Annotated in this window: 22 protein-coding genes, 1 tRNA gene and 1 other annotated feature; of the genes, 2 read left to right on the plus strand and 21 right to left on the minus strand. The window is 40.4% G+C overall.

Translation table 11 applies throughout. The features are described 5' to 3' along the window. Positions 1–117 precede the first annotated feature (117 nt). From rplL to AC6UDD_RS04975, 13 genes are all read right to left on the minus strand, one after another. Positions 118–483 carry a 50S ribosomal protein L7/L12 gene (rplL, locus tag AC6UDD_RS04915; protein WP_500719232.1) on the minus strand — a complete coding sequence of 122 codons (366 nt, stop codon included), beginning with the start codon at positions 481–483 and terminating at the stop codon, positions 118–120. A gap of 38 nt (positions 484–521) precedes the next feature. Further along, a complete protein-coding gene (gene rplJ / locus AC6UDD_RS04920) occupies positions 522–1,040 on the minus strand; it encodes a 50S ribosomal protein L10 (RefSeq protein ID WP_500719234.1) in 519 nt (172 codons plus the stop codon). Positions 1,041–1,066: 26 nt separating this feature from the next. Beyond that, positions 1,067–1,183, minus strand: a sequence feature (ribosomal protein L10 leader region). Positions 1,184–1,239: 56 nt separating this feature from the next. Then, complete coding sequence (gene rplA, locus AC6UDD_RS04925; RefSeq protein WP_500694475.1) at positions 1,240–1,932, minus strand: 50S ribosomal protein L1; 693 nt, start codon at positions 1,930–1,932, stop codon at positions 1,240–1,242. A gap of 91 nt (positions 1,933–2,023) precedes the next feature. Next, positions 2,024–2,449 carry a 50S ribosomal protein L11 gene (rplK, locus tag AC6UDD_RS04930; RefSeq protein WP_010021774.1) on the minus strand — a complete coding sequence of 142 codons (426 nt, stop codon included), beginning with the start codon at positions 2,447–2,449 and terminating at the stop codon, positions 2,024–2,026. 124 nt (positions 2,450–2,573) lie between these two features. Further along, positions 2,574–3,134 carry a transcription termination/antitermination protein NusG gene (gene nusG, locus AC6UDD_RS04935; RefSeq protein ID WP_500694476.1) on the minus strand — a complete coding sequence of 187 codons (561 nt, stop codon included), beginning with the start codon at positions 3,132–3,134 and terminating at the stop codon, positions 2,574–2,576. A gap of 102 nt (positions 3,135–3,236) precedes the next feature. Next, positions 3,237–3,416, minus strand: coding sequence for a preprotein translocase subunit SecE (gene secE / locus AC6UDD_RS04940; protein WP_500694477.1), 180 nt, complete (start codon positions 3,414–3,416; stop codon positions 3,237–3,239). 14 nt (positions 3,417–3,430) lie between these two features. Next, a complete protein-coding gene (gene rpmG, locus AC6UDD_RS04945; protein ID WP_500694478.1) occupies positions 3,431–3,580 on the minus strand; it encodes a 50S ribosomal protein L33 in 150 nt (49 codons plus the stop codon). 48 nt (positions 3,581–3,628) lie between these two features. Then, a complete protein-coding gene (locus tag AC6UDD_RS04950) occupies positions 3,629–4,210 on the minus strand; it encodes a sigma-70 family RNA polymerase sigma factor (RefSeq protein WP_500719237.1) in 582 nt (193 codons plus the stop codon). Between the two features lie 194 nt (positions 4,211–4,404). Further along, entirely contained in the window at positions 4,405–5,157 is a 753-nt protein-coding gene (rlmB, locus tag AC6UDD_RS04955; RefSeq protein WP_500719240.1) for a 23S rRNA (guanosine(2251)-2'-O)-methyltransferase RlmB, read from the minus strand. Continuing rightward, positions 5,147–5,572 carry a Mini-ribonuclease 3 gene (locus tag AC6UDD_RS04960; protein WP_500694481.1) on the minus strand — a complete coding sequence of 142 codons (426 nt, stop codon included), beginning with the start codon at positions 5,570–5,572 and terminating at the stop codon, positions 5,147–5,149. Before AC6UDD_RS04960 ends, rlmB begins: the two co-directional genes overlap by 11 nt. Positions 5,573–5,576: 4 nt before the next feature. Further along, positions 5,577–6,986: a cysteine--tRNA ligase gene (cysS, locus tag AC6UDD_RS04965; protein WP_500719243.1), complete on the minus strand. Its 1,410-nt coding sequence runs from the start codon at positions 6,984–6,986 to the stop codon at positions 5,577–5,579. Between the two features lie 75 nt (positions 6,987–7,061). Beyond that, a complete protein-coding gene (gene radA, locus AC6UDD_RS04970) occupies positions 7,062–8,444 on the minus strand; it encodes a DNA repair protein RadA (protein ID WP_500719246.1) in 1,383 nt (460 codons plus the stop codon). 15 nt (positions 8,445–8,459) lie between these two features. Further along, entirely contained in the window at positions 8,460–8,996 is a 537-nt protein-coding gene (locus AC6UDD_RS04975) for a dCTP deaminase/dUTPase family protein (RefSeq protein ID WP_500719249.1), read from the minus strand. A 157-nt stretch (positions 8,997–9,153) separates the two neighbouring features. On the opposite strand from AC6UDD_RS04975, the gene rpiA reads away from it, so the two are divergent. After that, the gene (rpiA, locus tag AC6UDD_RS04980) at positions 9,154–9,843 is read left to right on the plus strand and encodes a ribose-5-phosphate isomerase RpiA (protein WP_500719252.1); all 690 of its coding nucleotides are present in this window, start codon (positions 9,154–9,156) and stop codon (positions 9,841–9,843) included. 91 nt (positions 9,844–9,934) lie between these two features. On the opposite strand, the gene AC6UDD_RS04985 is transcribed toward rpiA, so the two are convergent. Genes AC6UDD_RS04985 through AC6UDD_RS04995 form a run of 3 tightly spaced genes read right to left on the minus strand, consistent with a single transcriptional unit; the run spans position 9,935 to position 12,606 of the window. Beyond that, positions 9,935–10,606: a 2,3-bisphosphoglycerate-dependent phosphoglycerate mutase gene (locus tag AC6UDD_RS04985; protein ID WP_500719255.1), complete on the minus strand. Its 672-nt coding sequence runs from the start codon at positions 10,604–10,606 to the stop codon at positions 9,935–9,937. 23 nt (positions 10,607–10,629) lie between these two features. After that, a complete protein-coding gene (locus tag AC6UDD_RS04990) occupies positions 10,630–11,607 on the minus strand; it encodes a DMT family transporter (RefSeq protein ID WP_500711148.1) in 978 nt (325 codons plus the stop codon). Positions 11,608–11,658: 51 nt separating this feature from the next. After that, positions 11,659–12,606 carry an AEC family transporter gene (locus AC6UDD_RS04995; RefSeq protein WP_500719257.1) on the minus strand — a complete coding sequence of 316 codons (948 nt, stop codon included), beginning with the start codon at positions 12,604–12,606 and terminating at the stop codon, positions 11,659–11,661. Positions 12,607–12,795: 189 nt separating this feature from the next. Between AC6UDD_RS04995 and AC6UDD_RS05000 the strand changes: the two genes are divergently transcribed. Then, the gene (locus AC6UDD_RS05000) at positions 12,796–13,953 is read left to right on the plus strand and encodes an LCP family protein (RefSeq protein WP_500719260.1); all 1,158 of its coding nucleotides are present in this window, start codon (positions 12,796–12,798) and stop codon (positions 13,951–13,953) included. A 64-nt stretch (positions 13,954–14,017) separates the two neighbouring features. On the opposite strand, the gene AC6UDD_RS05005 is transcribed toward AC6UDD_RS05000, so the two are convergent. From AC6UDD_RS05005 to AC6UDD_RS05025, 5 genes are all read right to left on the minus strand, one after another. Next, entirely contained in the window at positions 14,018–15,460 is a 1,443-nt protein-coding gene (locus AC6UDD_RS05005) for a catalase (RefSeq protein ID WP_500706819.1), read from the minus strand. Positions 15,461–15,601: 141 nt separating this feature from the next. Next, a tRNA-Leu gene (locus AC6UDD_RS05010) sits at positions 15,602–15,687 on the minus strand. Between the two features lie 56 nt (positions 15,688–15,743). After that, entirely contained in the window at positions 15,744–16,631 is an 888-nt protein-coding gene (gene thrB / locus AC6UDD_RS05015; protein WP_500719262.1) for a homoserine kinase, read from the minus strand. Between the two features lie 6 nt (positions 16,632–16,637). Beyond that, positions 16,638–17,087: a SprT family protein gene (locus AC6UDD_RS05020; RefSeq protein ID WP_500719264.1), complete on the minus strand. Its 450-nt coding sequence runs from the start codon at positions 17,085–17,087 to the stop codon at positions 16,638–16,640. A 12-nt stretch (positions 17,088–17,099) separates the two neighbouring features. Then, positions 17,100–19,268: a Tex family protein gene (locus AC6UDD_RS05025; protein ID WP_500719304.1), complete on the minus strand. Its 2,169-nt coding sequence runs from the start codon at positions 19,266–19,268 to the stop codon at positions 17,100–17,102. Between the last annotated feature and the right edge of the window lie 58 nt (positions 19,269–19,326).

A 19,326-nucleotide genomic window follows, 5' to 3' on the forward strand; every position in this document is an offset into this window, starting at 1 on the left:
CCCCCAAAAAATCGGCTAACTTCATTCTCTCAATTTTTATGACATAAAACAACTTTATTTAAACAATATTAAGGCAAAAAAAAGAACGTGCTTTTGCACGTTCTTTTTAGTCATCGACTACTTAAGAGTTACAGTAGCACCAACGGCTTCAAGCTTGTCCTTGATGTCGTTAGCATCTGCTTCTGAAGCGCCTTCTTTAACAGCTTTAGGAGCGCCATCAACTAAGTCCTTAGCGTCTTTCAAGCCAAGACCAGTGATGTCTCTAACTGCCTTGATAACCTTGATCTTTTCTTGACCTGCTTCAGTAAGTTCAACGTCGTATGAATCCTTAGCAGCACCTTCACCACCGGCAGCACCTGCAGCTGCAACTGGAGCAGCAGCAGAAACATCAAATTCATCTTCGATTGACTTAACCAAGTCGTTTAAATCAGTGATTGAAGCTTCTTTTAATTGAGCAATAATATTATCTTTATCAAAAGCCATTTTAATTTCCTCCTATTAGGACATTTAATCTATTTTTATTAAGCTGCATCACTGTCGTCACCATTGTCATCTTTATCAACAACGGCATTAACAGCATAAGCAACCTTACGGATAGGATCTTTCAAGATGTTAGCAAGAGTTGAAAGCAATTCTTCACGGCTTGGTAGAGCAGCAAATTCATTGATTTCATCAAGTGAAGCGATCTTTCCTTCGATAATTCCACCCTTGATTTCAAGTTCAGGATTATCATCAGCGAAGTTCTTCAAAATCTTGGCTGGAGCAACTGGATCTTCATCAGAAAATGCAATGGCAGTAGGTCCAACAAAGGTCTCTTTCAAATCCTTAACGTCTGCCTTGTCAGCAGCACGTTCCAAAATCTTATTTTTAATAACACTCATTGAGACATCGTTATCACGCAATTGTTTACGCAAATCAGTATCTTGAGCAACACTTAAACCACGGTAATCAACAACAATGGCTGATACGGCTTTTTGAAATTGGTCAGCAACTTCATCAACCTTCTTGGCTTTCGTATCAATAACTTCTTTTTTTGGCATATTATTTCACCTCCCAATGTATTTTGGGACTTAATAAAAAATCCCTATGTTCGCCAAAACATAGAGAAAGAGTGTATTACTCCTCGGCAGGTATAATTAAGGTCAAAAGCCACCTGAGTCTTAGGCGAATCATATTCAACTAATAATCTATCATAACGATAAAAATTAGTCAATTAGGGATTATTTAATTAGTTAGTAACTAAAATGATTCAGGATCAACTGAGACGCCGGGTCCCATCGTTGATGAAACTGAAATGTTACTAATGTAAGTTCCACGAACAGATGCTGGACGATTCTTAACAATCACATCGTTGATGGTGTTAAGGTTTTCGGCCAACTTGTCTGCATCAAATGAATCTTTACCAATTGAAACTGCGACGTTGCCATCACGGTCGGTTCTGTAAGTAACCTTACCGGCCTTAGCATCAGAAACCGCCTTTGAAACATCCATGGTAACAGTTCCAGTCTTAGGGTTTGGCATTAATCCTTTAGGTCCAAGAACACGACCTAAACGACCAACTTGAGCCATCATGTCAGGAGTAGCGATTGCGACATCAAAGTCGAGCCATCCGTCTTGAATCTTTTGAGCTAAGTCGTCATCACCGACAAAATCGGCACCAGCATTCTTAGCATCTTGGGCTTTTTCGCCCTTTGCAAATACTACAACTGTCTGATCCTTACCAGTACCATTAGGTAAAACTACGGCACCACGTAATTGTTGGTCAGCTTGTTTGGTATCAACGTTTAATTTGTAAACAACTCTGATAGTGTCATCAAAGTTGACTGAGTCTAATTTTTGAACTAATTCTACAGCATCTTGAGCAGAGTACTTTTTACTCTTGTCAATTTGCTTTGAAGCATCTTCGTACTTCTTACCTCTCTTACGAGCCATTGTGTCATCCTCCTTGCAATTGTGGTTATAACGGAATTTCCTCCCACTAGCACATTATCTTTCGACATTGTACTGTACGGGCATAGTGAAATTAACCTTCAACAGTGAATCCCATACTACGTGCCGTACCTTCAACCATGCGCATAGCTGCTTCTACATCAGCTGCGTTTAGATCTTGCATTTTAGTTTCGGCAATTTGCTTAACTTGGTCTTTGGTAACTTTTGCGACCTTGTTAGTATTAGGTTCACCGGAACCGTGTTCAACACCAGCGGCTTTCTTTAATAGGACAGCGGCTGGAGGGGTCTTGGTTACAAAGTCGAATGAACGATCTTCGTAAACAGTAATCACAACTGGAATCAGCATCCCTGCTTGATCAGCAGTACGTGCATTAAATTCCTTAGTGAATCCCATAATATTAATTCCAGCTTGACCTAAAGCAGGTCCAACTGGAGGAGCGGGTGTTGCTTTACCCGCAGGTATTTGTAGTTTAACTACATTAGCTACTTTTTTAGCCACGAGACATACCTCCTTAAGTCCGTGTGTGGTAAATGAAGATCAAAATTTCTTCTCCCACGTTAATTTATGCAATACGCATACTAGATAAATATACCACGTTTATGGAAACGTGACAATGAGTATTTTACTGAGAATCAGCTTCTAGGGGTTTAACTTGGTCAAATTCCAGTTCAGTACTTGTCTCTCTACCAAACATGTCAATATTAACCTTGAGCTTACCCTTAGTGTTGTCAATCTCAGTAATCTTGCCAGAAAGTCCCTTAAAGGCTCCCTCAACGATGGTAACCGTATCACCAACCCGGCTATCTAATGGTTTAACTCGCTTCTTTACTCCAATCGTTGACATAACGTTTTCAACCTCTTCGGGTAACAATGGATTGGGCTTTGAACCTTGACCGTGAGAACCAATAAATCCGGTCACTCCAGGAGTATTCCTAACGACATACCAGGCTCTATCAGTCATTACCATTTGAACCAGCACATATCCTGGGAAGGTCTTGTTCATAACCACTTTTTCTTTACCGTTTTTAACCTCGTGTTCTTCAGTTTCTGGAACAACGATGTCAAAAATATAGTCTTCCATTCCCATGGATTCTTTTCTAGATTCAAGATTCATTTTAACTTTGTTTTCATAGCCAGAGTATGTATGTAATACATACCATTGCTTTTCTGCAGTCTCTACCACAATGATTATCTCCTTTAACTTAAAGCAAAATAAAAAAACCTCGCGTAAACGAAGTTCTTATCATCAAATTAACTATAACAGAAATTATCACACTAATCTAGTTTAGGCTAGTAACTTCAAAATGGTTTGAATTGCCCAATCAATCACACCAAGAAAGATTGCAAAAAAGATGGTGGTCCAGATAACGATTGAAGTATCGGTTCTCGTTTGCTTAGCGTTCGGCCAAACAACTACCTTCATCTCTGCAATAACACTCTTAAAAAAGTTCCATAATCGTTTCATGTAAAATTCCCCTCTTAACGAGTTTCTCGGTGCAACGTATATTTTCCACAATGCTTACAAAATTTCTTTACTTCCAATCGTTTGACGCGATTCGGATTGCTGGAAATGGTGTAGTTTCTTGAACCACATACAGAACAAGCTAATGCTACCTTTTTCTGTGCCATAAGCTGCACCCCCTTAATAACTAACTAATCGTATCATCAATCTCAACGTTAGTCAATTTTATTAAATCTATAGTACTTCTGTCGACAACGGGAGATCGCATTTTTCAACTTCATCACATTCACATCAGAAACCTGGGACATTTTTTCAAACGAATAATTTTCAAGTGAACCAATAATCACCATTCTTTCAACTACCGAACTTCTTCTCATCAAGACTTGTAAATTCTCATACATTGAAAGAACCCGCTCAGGACAGGCGGCATGAATATCAGCAATGGTATCAGAATAAAATTGAAAATACGCACTAAGAGAAGCTTTTTTAGAATCGGGGACGCGCTTTTGAGCCCGCTTTTTTCTTAAAATATCATATAATCGGTTTTTTAAATTAACTTTATAGTAACTGCCAAAGGTAACCTTACGACTGGCATCATACCTAATAATTGTTCGGCTAAGCACAATGGCTGCTTCCTGTTTCCAATCTGAGAGTTCCATACCTGATACGTAAAAATCGTTCCACAACTTTAGATAAATCGGAGCATATTTTTCAAACAATTTGATGAAACCAGCGTCATTCTTTTTTGCATCCTCAACCATTTCTAATTCTCTAACCCGTTTCTCTTCTTTATTCATCAGTTGGCTCTCCTCTTAATCAATTAATTAACACTTAGTATCGTACCGAAACGAGTTAAGCTAAAACAAGCGAACAAACGTTCGATATGTGATATTATTTGCTAACCAATTTTTAATATCGAATTTACGATATTAAACAAGCCCAATAAAAAAAGAACAATGCGCTGACATTGTTCTTTAGTTTAATCATTTAATTATAAAGGATGACGCGAGTTAAAGCCTTGATACATAACTAATCCAGCGGCAACCGAAGCATTTAAACTTTGAATATCTCCCACCATTGGAATGGTAAGAGTTTCATCAACTTGTTTTTTAAGTAAGGGAGAGATTCCCTTGCCTTCACTACCAACGATAAGAGCACTTGGACCCTTAGCATCCCAGCGTCGATAATCAGTCCCTTTCATATCAGTACCAAAGACCCACAACCCACGTTCTTTTAATTCCTTAACGGTGCTGACCAAATTAGTTACTCTAGCGACCGGAACACGTTCAATTGCCCCCGCAGAGGTTTTCGCTACCGTTGACGTTAATCCAACAGCCCGACGCTTGGGAATGATCACTCCGTGAACGCCGGCAGCATCTGCGGTTCTAATAATTGACCCTAAGTTATGAGGATCGGCAATGTTATCCAGAACAATGAAGTATGGTGGCTCACCCTTTGCTTCGGCATTTTTAAATAAATCATCAATCGACGCATAATTAAAGGAAGCAATTGATAACATGACCCCTTGATGATTCTGGTGGTCTGACATCAAGTCTAACTTTTGCTTTGGCACCTTAGAAATTACCAAATGACGACCCTTGGCCAAACGAATAACCGCTTTAATGGTGTCATCTTCTTGACTGACTCCATTTTGTAAAAACACCTTGTTAATTTCTTGATTTTCATTGCGCAGTGCTGAGACTGCTGGGTGTCTTCCAATAATAAAATCTTCATTATCTCTCATACTCAACCCTCCCAGAATCAACTTGATCAATGCACCACTGCGCCAGTTCGTCGAGTCTTTTATCTTGGCCACTAAGGGACAAGAAACCAAAGAGGGCTTCAAAGCCAGTAGAAATCCGATAAGTAACAACACTCGTATTCTTCGCGTGAGTATAACTCTTGGCGTTACGTCCCCGTTTAAAAAAGTACTCTTCTTCATCACTTAAGATTGCATCCTGATTCATCAAAGCAATCAATCCGGCCTGAGCCTTGGCTGACACATATTTAGTAGCAAAATGCTGCAATTGATTTGGCCTAGCGATCCCTTCGTCAATCAAGTGCCGTCTCACGTATACCTCATAAACCGCATCACCTAAATAAGCTAGTACAATACCATTTAACTGTCGATATTGGATATTATCGTCCGCTTCACTCATTAAACTAATTTTCCCTTCTGAATCGAGTCCCCTGTGGTGTATCTTCTAAAATAATACCTTTATTTTTTAATTCATCCCGAATTTCATCACTTCTCGCAAACTGTTTATTAGCTCTCGCATCGTTTCTTTGCTTAATTAAGTCTTTAACCTTATCGTCATTTAACTCACTACTTTGTAGTTTAATCCCAAAGATAGCGGACAACTGTTCTAACCGTTTCATCAGCAACTTAATCGAATCCTTAAAAACCACCGGTCGTTCCGCATAAACGTTGCCAAGCTTAGCCAATTCGTAGACCTTGGCAATCCCGTTTTGAACGTTAAAGTCATCATCCATGGCATCCTGAAAATCAGCCTGAATTTGACGAATCTCTTGGTCTAATTTCGGATCGTTGTAAGGATCAGCGTCTTTTAACCGATAGTTCAAATTATCGTAAGCCGTCTGTATTTTTTGCAGATTGGTGGCAGCTTCATCAACTCCCTGCTGGCTGAAACGAATTGGACGGCGATACTGGGTGGTTGAGATCAAAAACCGCAGTGCCTGAGGATTATCCCTTTTAAGTAAATCATGGACCGTAATAAAGTTGCCCTTAGATTTACTCATCTTCTCGTCTTCATCACCGACGGTCACAAAACCGTTGTGAAGCCAGTAATTAACAAACTTTTGACCCGTTTTGGCTTCGCTTTGTGCCCGTTCATTTTCATGATGAGGGAACTCTAAATCAATTCCACCACCGTGAATATCAAAGGTGTTACCAAGGTACTTAGTCGACATCACCGAGCACTCGATGTGCCAACCGGGACGGCCTTTTCCCCACGGAGAATCCCAGGAAATTTCGTCTGGTTTAGCTTTTTTCCAAAGTGCAAAATCAATCGGGTCTTCTTTTTGCGCTAGTTCTTCACTTGAAACGTGCTCACTTGCACCACTTTCAAGATCATCGATGTTTTCATGTCCTAGTAAGCCGTAAGACTTAAACTTACGGGCACGATAGTATACCGTCCCGTCAACATTATAAGCATACCCTTTTTCAATTAAGTCAGAAACAAAGGCAATGATGTCCTTAATGTTATCCGTGGCACGAGGATTAACGGTCGCAGGTTGCACGTTTAACGATTTCGTATCTTCCATAAAAGCCTTAATGTATTTATCGGCTAATTTAGAAACCGTGGTTCCCTCTTTTTTGGCTTCGTTAATCATTTTATCATCAACATCGGTAAAATTAGACACATAATTCACCTTATAACCACAATATTCAAGATAACGACGAATGGTATCAAATGCCACTACACTTCGCGCATTGCCAATGTGAATATAGTTATAAACAGTTGGACCACAGACATACATGTTAACCACACCAGGTGTGATTGGTTCAAACTTTTCTTTTTCATTTGTAAGTGAATTATAAACTTTTAACATGTCCAACCTCCTAATAATTGTTCAATATTAACCTTTCAGTTCATTATGAACTAGACCAATTGAAATGAAAATATTTTACTTTTTTAATGCCGTTTTGAGAGCTTCGGTAATGGTGGAAACTCCTATGACCTGAATATTTTGCGGTGGAGTCCATCCCTTTAGATTATATTTAGGAACCAACACACGCTTAAAGCCCAATTTCTGGGCCTCAATAACGCGTTGCTCAATTCGATTAACCCTTCTAATCTCACCAGTCAAACCAAGTTCGCCGATGTAACACTCTTTTGGATCAGTTCCAATATTCTCATAACTTGACGCAATGCTAATTGCCATTGCCAAATCAATGGCCGGTTCATTAAGTTTGACTCCGCCAGCGGCTTTTAAATAAGCATCCTGGTTTTGTAACATCAATCCAGCTCGTTTTTCAAGAACCGCCATAATCAGTGAAACACGATTTCGATCCAGTCCAGACGCAGTTCTTTGCGCATTCCCAAAAACCGAAGGAACAATTAAGGCTTGAAGTTCAACCAAAATTGGACGAGTTCCTTCCATTGCTACCACAATTGCTGAACCGGTGGCATTCTTCAAACGTTCCTCTAAAAAAATCTCGGATGGATTCTTGACTTCTTTTAGCCCATCTTCATCCATTTGAAAAATCCCGAGCTCATTCGTAGATCCAAATCGGTTTTTAACGGCCCGTAGTAACCGATAAGAATGATGTTTGTCCCCCTCAAAATAAAGAACGGTGTCAACCATGTGCTCTAAAGTCTTTGGGCCGGCAAGCGTACCGCCCTTAGTAACGTGTCCCACTAAGAAAATGGTGATACCATTGGTTTTTGCGATGTTCATCAGATCCGAGGTGACGCCTCGGACCTGCGTAACGGACCCAATCGCAGACGGAATCTCATCTTCTTGCATGGTTTGAACGGAGTCAATGATAACCGTGTCTGGCTTCACTTCTTCAATTGCCTTCCTGATTGAAGTCATATCCGTTTCCGGATAAAGGTATAAGTTCCCCTTTTCGGAAACATTGAGACGGTCCGCTCTCATCTTGATTTGATCGGCACTCTCTTCTCCTGAGACGTAGAGCACCTTTTGTCCTGATGCTGCTAATTGACCGGAGACTTGTAAAAGTAAGGTTGACTTACCAATCCCCGGATCACCACCGATTAGAACGAGTGAACCAGGAACAACGCCTCCGCCAAGTACCCGATTCAATTCATTTGAATCAACCTGAATCCTCGGAGCACTTTCAGCGCTAACTTGTCTAATTAGCTGGGGTTGCGACTTAGTCCCGCTCAGTGAAACCCGACTCACGTTCGCCTTTTTGGTATCATTTTTTTGGACCGTTTGTTCAACCATCGTGTTCCATTCACCACAGTTGGGACAACGACCTAGATAACGTGGTGAAATATATCCACAGTTGGAACAAACATATTGCGTTTTTGCTTTAGCCATTAAATCATTTCCTAACTATTTGCCAGAAGAACCAAATCCCCCATTGCGAGTCAGCTTTGGTCCCTCATCTTGATCCGCAAGTAAATAAGGCATAAAGATTCCTTGTCCAATTCGATCGCCTTTCTTAATCTTACGATCGACGATCCCAAAGTTTAGAATCTGGACAAAGATCTCGCCCTCATTACTTTCATTATCGTAATAATCAGCGTCAATAACACCGATCCCGTTCGGAATTACCAAGTTTCGTTTTAAAGGATTACTTGAGCGATTCGCGATTATCAGCACTTCATTTGGCTGCATGTAAACCTTAATTCCCGTCGGAACCAAAAAGGGTTTTAAAGCATTCTCTGAATCCATGATGTCCTGTTGATCTAACTTTCTTCTAGCTTTAATGATACCAAATGATCGAATTAAACCAGTTTTCCAGATTGATGGAATAACCATGTCAACGGCACTGGCAAAGTCGTATCCGGCAGCCTTTTCAGTTGCTCGTTTTGGCAAGGTCAGGTCGTCATTCTGATATTTTGAAACAATCTCAAAGCCTCTTTGCATCTTCTAATACCTCTTTATTCTCAAAAATTCCTACTATTATTTTACCAGTATTTCTTAAATTTTGACATTGCTTGACAAAATCATAAAGACCATTGAAAATTAATAATAGTGGTCAAGTTACTAAAAGTAACGACTTAATTTGAAGGGGAACAATCAAATGAATTCAGCAGATCAGCGAGAATTAAAGAAACACGTTGGAAAAGAAGCTGTTAAGCACGTTAAGGATGGGATGGTCTTGGGTCTTGGATCTGGTACCACCATCAAGTACATGGTAGACGCACTGGGAGAGCGCATCAAAAACGAACATCTAGATATTATTGGTGTGCCAACCTCCAGTAAAACTAAGCGTCACGCGGAAAGCTTAGGCATCACTACTAAGGATGTTGACGAAGTCGATCACATTGATTTAACCATTGATGGGGCCGATCAAATTGACAAAAATTTTCAGGGAATTAAAGGCGGTGGAGCCGCTCACCTGATGGAAAAAATCGTTGCCATTAATTCTGATCGGAACATGTGGATTGTTGACGAAAGTAAGATGGTTAAAAAACTCAATTTCCCACTTCCGCTTGAAGTAATCCCTTATGGGAGTGGCCAACTCTATCGTCGGCTTAACAGGATGGGACTGCACCCTAAGTTCCGCCAAGGCCCAAACGGAGGAAAATTAACAACCGATTCTGGTGACTACATTATTGACTTAGGCTTACCTGAAATCACGACTCCCGTTCAACTGGGCAAAAAACTTGATAGTATGACCGGAATTGTGGAACATGGGCTGTTCTTAAACATCGTCAATACCATTATCGTGGAGCATCCCGACGGCCCGGAAACAATTGAAGCTCGCTAATGATTTAACCGATCCAAAAATAACTACGCAATTATCATCAAAATCTAAATAACAAAAGGACGAAAACTTAATCAAAGTTTTCGTCCTTTTGTTATTTAAGGTAGGTTTTATCCAAAATATCCAAATCTGGGTCAAAAGTATAAATGATCGGCTTCCCGTTTTTAACTTCCACGCCATCAATTCCTTTATCACTGATATTTTCTAAATATTTAATTAGTGCTCGCAGTGTGCTTCCGTGCGCAACTACCAGTTGATTTTTACCATCCAACAATTTGGGGGCAATCGAATCCTGCCAGTACGGAATCATCCGGTCATAAGCCATTTTAAGGCTCTCTGCTGGTGGCTCGATTACGCCCAGGCGCCGATACTTTCGAATAGGTGATACTTGGTCTAGTTTAGGCGGAACAGCGTAAAAACTCCTGCGCCACTTCATAAACTGCTCGTCTCCGACCCGCTTTCTAACTTCCTCTTTATTTTGCCCCCTCAGGGCACCATAGTGGCGCTCATTTAAGCGCCATGTTTTATGTTCGGGAATAAAATCCTGGTTAATTACGTCCAAAACGATGTCAGCGGTGACAATGGCCCGTTTTAAGACCGATGTATGAACGTCACTGAACTGAATTCCGGTCTGACCTAGGCGTTTGCCGGCCTTAATTGCCTCTTCTACGCCCTTCTTAGTCAGTGGTACGTCACTCCATCCAGTAAAGGTATTAGTGTGATTTGCGACACTTTCACCATGTCTCATAATTACTAACTTACTCATACAACCGCCTCAATAAACTAAATTTATTTACCCTCTTCAATCGTCTGATCGTCTAACATGGTTGAATCGGTCTCTTTATAACGTTCACCTACAAAGGTAACCACCGAACCAATCAGGATAATCACAATTCCCACGATGGTAGGTAGATTAATCTTTTCACCCACAAAAATCATTGCTAAGACTGGAGCCAAACCAGGCTTAATAAAGAATACTAGGGACGCAATTGAGACCCCTGATTCTTGCATCGCCAAAAAGTAAAACGCAAATCCACCACCGGTTACACAGACTCCGATAAAGAATAAAATCCAGAAATTTTGTAAATTAACGTCCTTTAAGATCGGAATGGATGCAAATTGACTCAACCATCCCACCGATTTCATCCCACTTGAAACAAACGGGATATTGGTAATCAATGATAAAACAAATAACTCCAAAGAACCAGCAATAAAAGTGAAACAAGTGATGGTCACCCCATCTAATTCTCGTTTAACCGAGCAATACTGCGACAAAATACTGTAAAAGCCGAAAGTAACAGCCGATAAGAGTGACAAAATAATTCCAACTGGGTTAGTTAAGTTAAATGGATTAACAATCACAATTAGGCCAATGACCGAAATGATTAATGAGATTAAGTTGGCCCGTCCAATTCGTTCATGCAAAATGAAGTACGCAAAGATTACGGCAAAGACCGGATTACAACTAAACAGAACGGCCACAATGGCTGGCTTATCGTACACAATCGCTAACTGGTACAGGGTCATACTAATTACCACGCACGCAAAACCGGTAAACGCAAACGTCTTCCAATCTTTTAAGTTAATCTTGCGTCGTCGTTTATGTAATTCATAGAAAGCAAACGGCAATAAAACAATCCCACCAATGAAGAAACGAAGTAAATTTAATTGAATTGGATTAAATTCACTTCCTGCCACCTTTAGAGCAATCTCCATTGAACTAAACATTAACGTCGAAATTAACACATAAATAACTGATTTTTTCACTTTAAGCTACTACTCCCATTCCCTACTTGTCTATTTTTCAATTGACTCGTCTTAATGGATTTGTTGCACAATTACCATTAAAATGGGCAAAACAATTAAACTGATGATCGTGGTTTCAGCGACCATCAGTGAAGCATAATCTGCGTCCGCACCATACTTTCTGGCTACCACTGGTGCGTTAGTCATGACCGGCATGGCAGCCTGCATAATGAAGACCTGTTTCATCAAAACTGGCATCCCGGTTGGAATAACCAACAGTGCCATCAAAATTGGTGAAATAATAAATCGACCCAATAAAATTCCCCAGTTAGAAGCACTGAAGTCAAATTTATTAAAGTTGATATTTGCCATCGAGATCCCAATGAACATCATTGAAAGTGGAATGGTTAATCCACCCACGTATTGAAAATCACTCATTAAAAAGTCGGGAATCTTAATTCGAAGCAAAACCAAAATTACCCCAAAAATAAATCCCAACAGAGGTGGTGACAAAATTTTACTAACGGTCTTTTTCCAGTCAAACTTGGAATTAGCGTCCCCATCACGCTGGATCAAGTAAACACCAATGGTCCAAAAAAAAGTGGTATTAGCCATGTAGTAAACTAGTACGTACGGTAAACTTTTGGCCCCAAACAGAGCCATATTAACCGGAAGTCCGACAAAGACGGTGTTTGAATTTAAAAACATCGATTCAAATAACCCACGATGATACTTTTTAATTCGAATCACCCGGGCAATTGCCACCGAAATCCCAAACATGATTAACATACTAACGACCGGAAATCTTAAGTCTGGCAACGTTGAAAGTAACGTGTCGGTCGTAAAATCGCGACCAATCGTATAGATCATGTAACACGGCAAAGCTACGTCAATAACCAGTTTAACAATTAAATTAGTTGAATCATCATTAAACCAGTGACGTTTAGCTAAAACAAAACCGAGTACGATCATGATCAGTACAATTAGTATCCCTGATATACTCTTAAAAAAAATACCCATTTGATCATCCTATTCTTGTAAGTTTTACTTAAGTTATTGTACCACATGATTTTACCCTCTCAGAACTTGCTCCAATAAGAATAATACGGTTATATTAAAATCTACTAAAAAGTTGAGAAATAACTAGCGTTAGCTGCCATAACTGCTATATAATTTGGGGCAGTATTAATAAATAAGCGGGGAATAATAATGTCAAACTATGATAACAATAATGACGACAATCGCGGATATAGCCGACGAGCTGGTAATCCACATTTTGCTGAACCAAAGTCAGAGCCAGCCGTCGACTATGATAACGAACCGCACCATCCAGTTGCCTGGACTTTCATGGGTATCATCTTATTGATTGTCATCATTGCCCTTGCTTTTGGTTTCCGTGCTTACACCCAGGCTCGTCATTCCTTTGGAGGAACGTTTCAAGACGATGGAATCGGAAAATCAAGGAACGTCTCAAATCTCCTAAAGAAACGAAAGCCATTTTCAATCTTATTAATGGGAACCGACACAGGAGCCCTTGGTAGACACGACGTTGGCCGCACCGATACCATTATCGTCGCTACCGTTAACCCGCAAAAGCAGACCACTTACTTAACCAGTATCCCCCGCGATACCAAGGTCGTGGTCGACGATGACTCACAGCCATACGAAAAAATCAACGCTGCTTACACCATTGGTGGTCCAAAGACTGCTATCTCAACTGTCCAACATCTCTTGAACGTTCCCATCGACTACTTTGCGATCGTTAACATGGGTGGTTTAAAACAGATGGTTGACTCCGTCGGGGGTGTCGAAGTGAAACCACCATTGACGTTTAAGTATGGAAATGCCAATGTAGTTAAGGGCAAAATGACCCATCTAGATGGTGATCAGGCCCTTGATTATTCTCGAATGAGGGATGATGACCCGAAGGGTGACTACGGTCGCCAGCAACGACAACGACAGGTCTTAGAAAAGTTAGTGATGAAGGGAATGGGAATTTCTTCTATTCCAAGGTACCAACAAATCCTTGAATCATTAAATGGAAATCTCAAAACCGATTTATCCTTTGATGACATGATTGCCATCAGATCCAAGTATGGGCCAGCCACTCATCACATCAAGTCGGAGACCCTTCAGGGGGATGAAGCAATGATTAACGGAATCAGTTATCAAGTCGCCCAACCAGACGAATTGATGAACGTATCAAACCACATTCGAACCACCTTGAATTTGCCCCAAGCTAAGAGTTTAACACCTAAACAACAAGAAACCAATTCACCTAGTAGTGGTGATCAATCAAACAACAATCCTGCTACCAATGATTCATCAGGGAATACCGATCCAAACTCAATGGCCCCAGCATATTAAAATAGACTTGCAAGATAGGTTTAAAAAACTATCTTACAAGTCTATTTTTTATTTATGGGATCTTTTATCTAATTTCATTTAAATCAAGACCAAGGGCCTTTGCTACTCGAGTCCCATACTCTGGGTCAGCCTTATAAAATTGTCTGGTTTCTAGGACCTTAATCTCATGATTATCAACGGAACCAAGTGTTCCCTTGATCGTATTAATCAGACGATCACGTTCCTCTGGTTTCATTACATGATACAACTTTCCAGCTGCACTATAGTAGTCAGTGTCATAGGGTTTAAATGCTCCGGTTTCACCTTCCACCTTATCGGGACTGATTGAAGCGCTCAAATCTTCAACTGGACCACCCTTACCATTGGGTTCATAGTTGACCGATCCATCTTGTCCTTGTGCCATTTGACCATCACGTTCGTAATTTTCAACCTTGTCTAAGGGACGGTTGACCTTTAATTGTTCATAATTAGCGCCTAAACGATATCTTTCCGCATCCTTATACGCAAATAAACGTCCTTGAAGTAACTTATCAGGACTTGCTTCGATCCCAGGAACTAGGTTAGCTGGTGAGAAGGCTAATTCTTCCACATCGTCAAAATAGTTAGTTGGATTTTGGTTTAAGGTAAATTCCCCAACTTCTTGTAGTGGGTAATCCTTATGAGAAACCACCTTGGTTACATCAAAAATATCTGGTTTGTAATCAATTCCAGCTTGATAAGGGATAATCTGAACGTAAACTTTCCATGTTGGATAGTTCTTTTGTTCAATTGCATCGTATAAATCATGAATTAAATAGTCGGTATCCTCAGTCGCTGCTTTTGAAGCTTGTTCATTAGTCATGTTTTTAACACCTTGTTGACTAATGAAGTGATATTTGACCCAAAAGGGGGTTCCTTCTTTATTAACCCACTTATACGTGTGACTTCCATAACCATTCATTGTTCGATAACTAGCCGGATTCCCACGATCACCCATGAGGTAGGTGACCTGATGAACTGATTCCGGTGAATGAGACCAGAAATCCCATTGCATCTCTTGAGAACGTAAATGAGTCTTAGGGTCACGCTTTTGGGAATGAATAAAGTCAGGGAACTTAAGGGGATCGTTAACAAAGAACACCGGAGTGTTATTACCAACAATGTCGTAATTGCCCTCTTGCGTGTAGAATTTCAACGCAAATCCACGAACATCACGAACGGTGTCAGGATAACCAGCTTCCCCCGCAACCTGCGAGATTCTAATGGTCATTGGGGTCTCTTTACCAACACCATTGAATAAATCAGCTTTAGTGTACTTACTCATGTCATGTGTAAGTTTAAAAACGCCCTTGGCACCAGCACCTTTAGCATGAACGACTCGCTCCGGAATCCTCTCACGATTAAAATGAGCTAACTTTTCCAGTAATTGATAATCCTGCATCAAAACAGGACCACGAACACCAGCTGTTTGAGAATGTTCGTTATTAGCCCACGGTTGACCAGCTTCGGTTGTTAATTTATCTGACATAATATCACACCATCCTTGTTAATTAATTGATTCACCTCTTAGACTAATCGTGCACAATTTAAAGTCAACAAAAGGTATTTAGAATCAAAAAAGAACACCATATCTTAAAAAGATATGGTGTTCTTGAACTTTTGTAAATGATGCGGCCAAGAAGACTCGAACTTCCACCGGGATAAATCCCGACAAGATCCTTAATCTTGCGCGTCTGCCAATTCCGCCATGGCCGCATTGCTACAATAAACATCATAGCAAATTTAACGAGATAGCGCAATGAATTTTTTAATTATTCTTCACCACGAATCGTGGCACCATCCCTATCAAGGTCAACTAACTTGCATACTCCATCCAATTGATCGTTACTTTCAATCTTCTGTTGTAGCGTGGTGAGTTGTTCATAATCTCCTAGAGTGACAATCGATGAACCCACTCCACTAATATAAGTTCCGTAGATTCCTAGTTCATGAGCGGTCTGTTTAATTACTTTGAAGTCTTTAAAATCGTTACCCTGTCCGGTTCGAACCAGACTATCAGCTTCAATCATTCGGGCCGCTTTATTCCAATCATTCTGCATTAATGCGGCGACAAAAACGTTCGAAGCACTACTGGTTTGGACCTCTTGACCAAACGTAATTTCCTTCGGGAAACGTTCCATTCCCTTCTGTTGGGTAATCTTTTCATTTCGAATGAAAACCAATGCTTGCATCTCATCGGGCATATGGGCTTTGACAACGTCGGTCTTTCCATCCTCATAGTGAGAGATTGTTATGTCTCCCAGAATGGCTGACGCAATGTTGTCGGGATGTCCCTCCATTCGACTCCCAATATTAATCTGGTCATTAACTGATAAGTTCATATTTTCAAGCTTGTTAGCAATTTTAATTCCCGCAGCAATCGCCGTAGTACTAGATCCAAGTCCCTTTTCCAGTGGAACATCTGACATTACCGTTAGTTGATGGGGCATGATTTTAGGGTTAACCTTTAAAATCGTTTGAACCACCAAATTTTTGTCATCGTGAGGAACCGAATCGCCAAACGCATGGTTCACCCGCCACTTCTCAGTTTCTTCTTCAACGATCACCGTGTAATACATGTGAAGAGCAAGTCCAACCGAATTATAGCCATTACCAACATTACCAGAGGTTGCTGGGACTCTAACAATAATTTTTTCCATGATATTTCACTCCTTCTTAACTAGTTTTAGCTTACCACGACACTTACTACATACAAAACGTGAGATATTGACCCGTCGCTTTCGCCGATATAGTTGGCCACACTTAGTACACTCATAAAGGTAATGATAAGCTGATGGTGCTTTTAAATTGGGAGCATAACGACTACCACCCACAGCTCTTAATAACTGCTTAAATTCTTTTGAACGATGATTAGCGGAATACCCCGCTAAATGAAGATGATAATGAACGAGTTCATGTTTAATGATCCCCACTAATTCTTCTCTAGAGATCCTCTTCGCCATCGTCTGATTAATATCAATATTATGGTCCTTAAGGTGGTATCTACCACCGGTAGTTTTCAATCGATCATTAAAATATGCGCGGTGCTTAAATGGTTTCCCAAATGACTCTAACGAGATTTGTTCCACCAGTTTCTGTAATTCATCGTCATGCAAATAAGTTCGCTCCTATTCTGGACCAACCATGGAAAGTTTAATTCGTTTTCGATCTAAATCAACACTTAACACCCACACGTCGACAATGTCACCAACAGAAACAAGCTTTGCCGGATCCGATATAAATCGATCACTCATTTTTGAAATATGAACGAGACCATCCTGTTTTACCCCAATGTCGACAAACGCACCAAAATCAGTAACATTGCGAACGGTTCCCTGTAATTTCATTCCCGATTTCAAGTTTTCAATCTTCATAATATCCGATTTAAGTAACGGCTTCGGCATCGTATCACGTTGGTCACGTCCGGGATTTTTCAAACTAGCTAAAATATCTTTGACCAATTGCTGATCAATTGATAATGATTGCGATAAATCAACTTCATTTGCTTTTTCAAGCTTTTTTCGTCCTTCATCAGAACTAAAATTATCAATTGTAAGTCCCAATGCTGACAAGATTTCCTTGGCTTGCCGATAACTTTCTGGATGAATATCGGTATTGTCCAATGGATTCTTGCCATTAATGATACGCAAGAATCCAACTGACTGTTCAAAAGCCTTTGGTCCTAATCGTTTAACTTTTTTTAATTGATTGCGGTTAGAAAAAGCACCATTTTCATCCCGATATTCAACAATATTTTGTGAAGTGGATTTAGTTAGTCCAGAGATATGTTCCAGTAGATCAGGACTAGCGGTGTTCAAGTTAACCCCAACTTGGTTAACGGCGGTCTCAATCACCCGATCCAACTGTGCATCAAGGTTACTTTCAGAGACATCATGTTGGTACTGACCAACCCCCACTGCTTTGGGGTCAATCTTAATTAACTCAGAAAGCGGGTCCTGTAGTCGTCTCCCAATACTAATGGCTGAACGTTCCTCAACGTGAAGGTTGGGAAACTCTTTTCGCGCATTATTACTAGCAGAATATACCGATGCCCCGGCTTCACTAACAATTACGTAGTGAACCGGATAATCAATGGATTTAATTGCATCAGCCACAAATTGTTCCGATTCGCGTGACGCGGTTCCGTTACCAATCGCAATCATTTGAACGTGATACTTCTTAATCAAGTCAATCAACTGTTCTTTAGCTCGCGCTTGCTGTACCTCGGTCGCTGGTTTAGTGGCTTTAATAATTTCCTTGGCTAAGAATTTACCGTTTTCATCAATGACCGCTAGTTTGCATGCCGTCCGGTACGCTGGATCAAAGCCGAGAACTACTTTACCCTTGATTGGCGCCTGCATTAACAGGTGATACAGGTTTCTTCCAAACACTTCAATAGCATGATTTTCCGCGGTTTCGGTCATTGTGGAACGAATTTCACGTTCGATGGCCGGACCGATGAAACGCTTATAAGCATCTTTTGAAGTGTCTTTGACAAATTCAACTGCGGGACCCTTACGATCACTAACCACATGAAAATCAATGTAATGCATAATGGCATTAACCTCAACATCTAGTTTCACGGTCAATACCTTTGCTTTTTCACCACGATTAATGGCTAAAATCCGATAACTCGGAACCGTTTTGGCTCGTTCACTAAAATCGTAGTAATCACCATAAACACCATCTTCGTCATTCATTTTTCCCTTGGGCTTCACCTTTGCAACCAACATGGCGTTCTTTAAGGTATAGTTTCGAATCCATTCTCGAAACTTAGCGTTGTTTCCAATGGCGTCCGTAATGATTTCACGGGCCCCATCTAAAGCTTCATCAACGGAATTAACGTCGTGAGCCTCATCTATAAACGGCTTTGCAAGTTGTTCTAGTGGTTCATCTTGAAACTTTAAAATTGCAGTTGCAAGTGGTTCTAATCCCTGTTCTTTTGCAACCATCGCCTTTGTTTTTCGCTTTTGCTTATATGGCAGATACAAGTCTTCCACAATCTGAATACTGTCAGCACTTAAAATGTCTTGTCTTAACTGCTTGGTTAATTGGCCCTCTTCGTCAATCTTTTTTACCACTTCTTCTTTTCGGTGGTTCAGATTGGCTAAACGCTGGTAGGTATCCTCAAGTTCCCGAATGGAAACCTCATCCAAATTACCGGTTCTCTCTTTGCGGTATCGTGCAATAAACGGAACGGTATTACCATCCTCAAGCATTTCCAAGGTTTGTTGAATTTGTCGTTTCGAAATGTGTGGCAATGCTTTTGCAGTTTGATCAATTAAAGTTTTTTCCATTTTTTCACCATAATCTTTCAAATAAAAACTCCATTAAATAATTAACGGAGTTGTTGTA

Source organism: Fructilactobacillus sp. X2R1C3 (assembly GCF_059901425.1).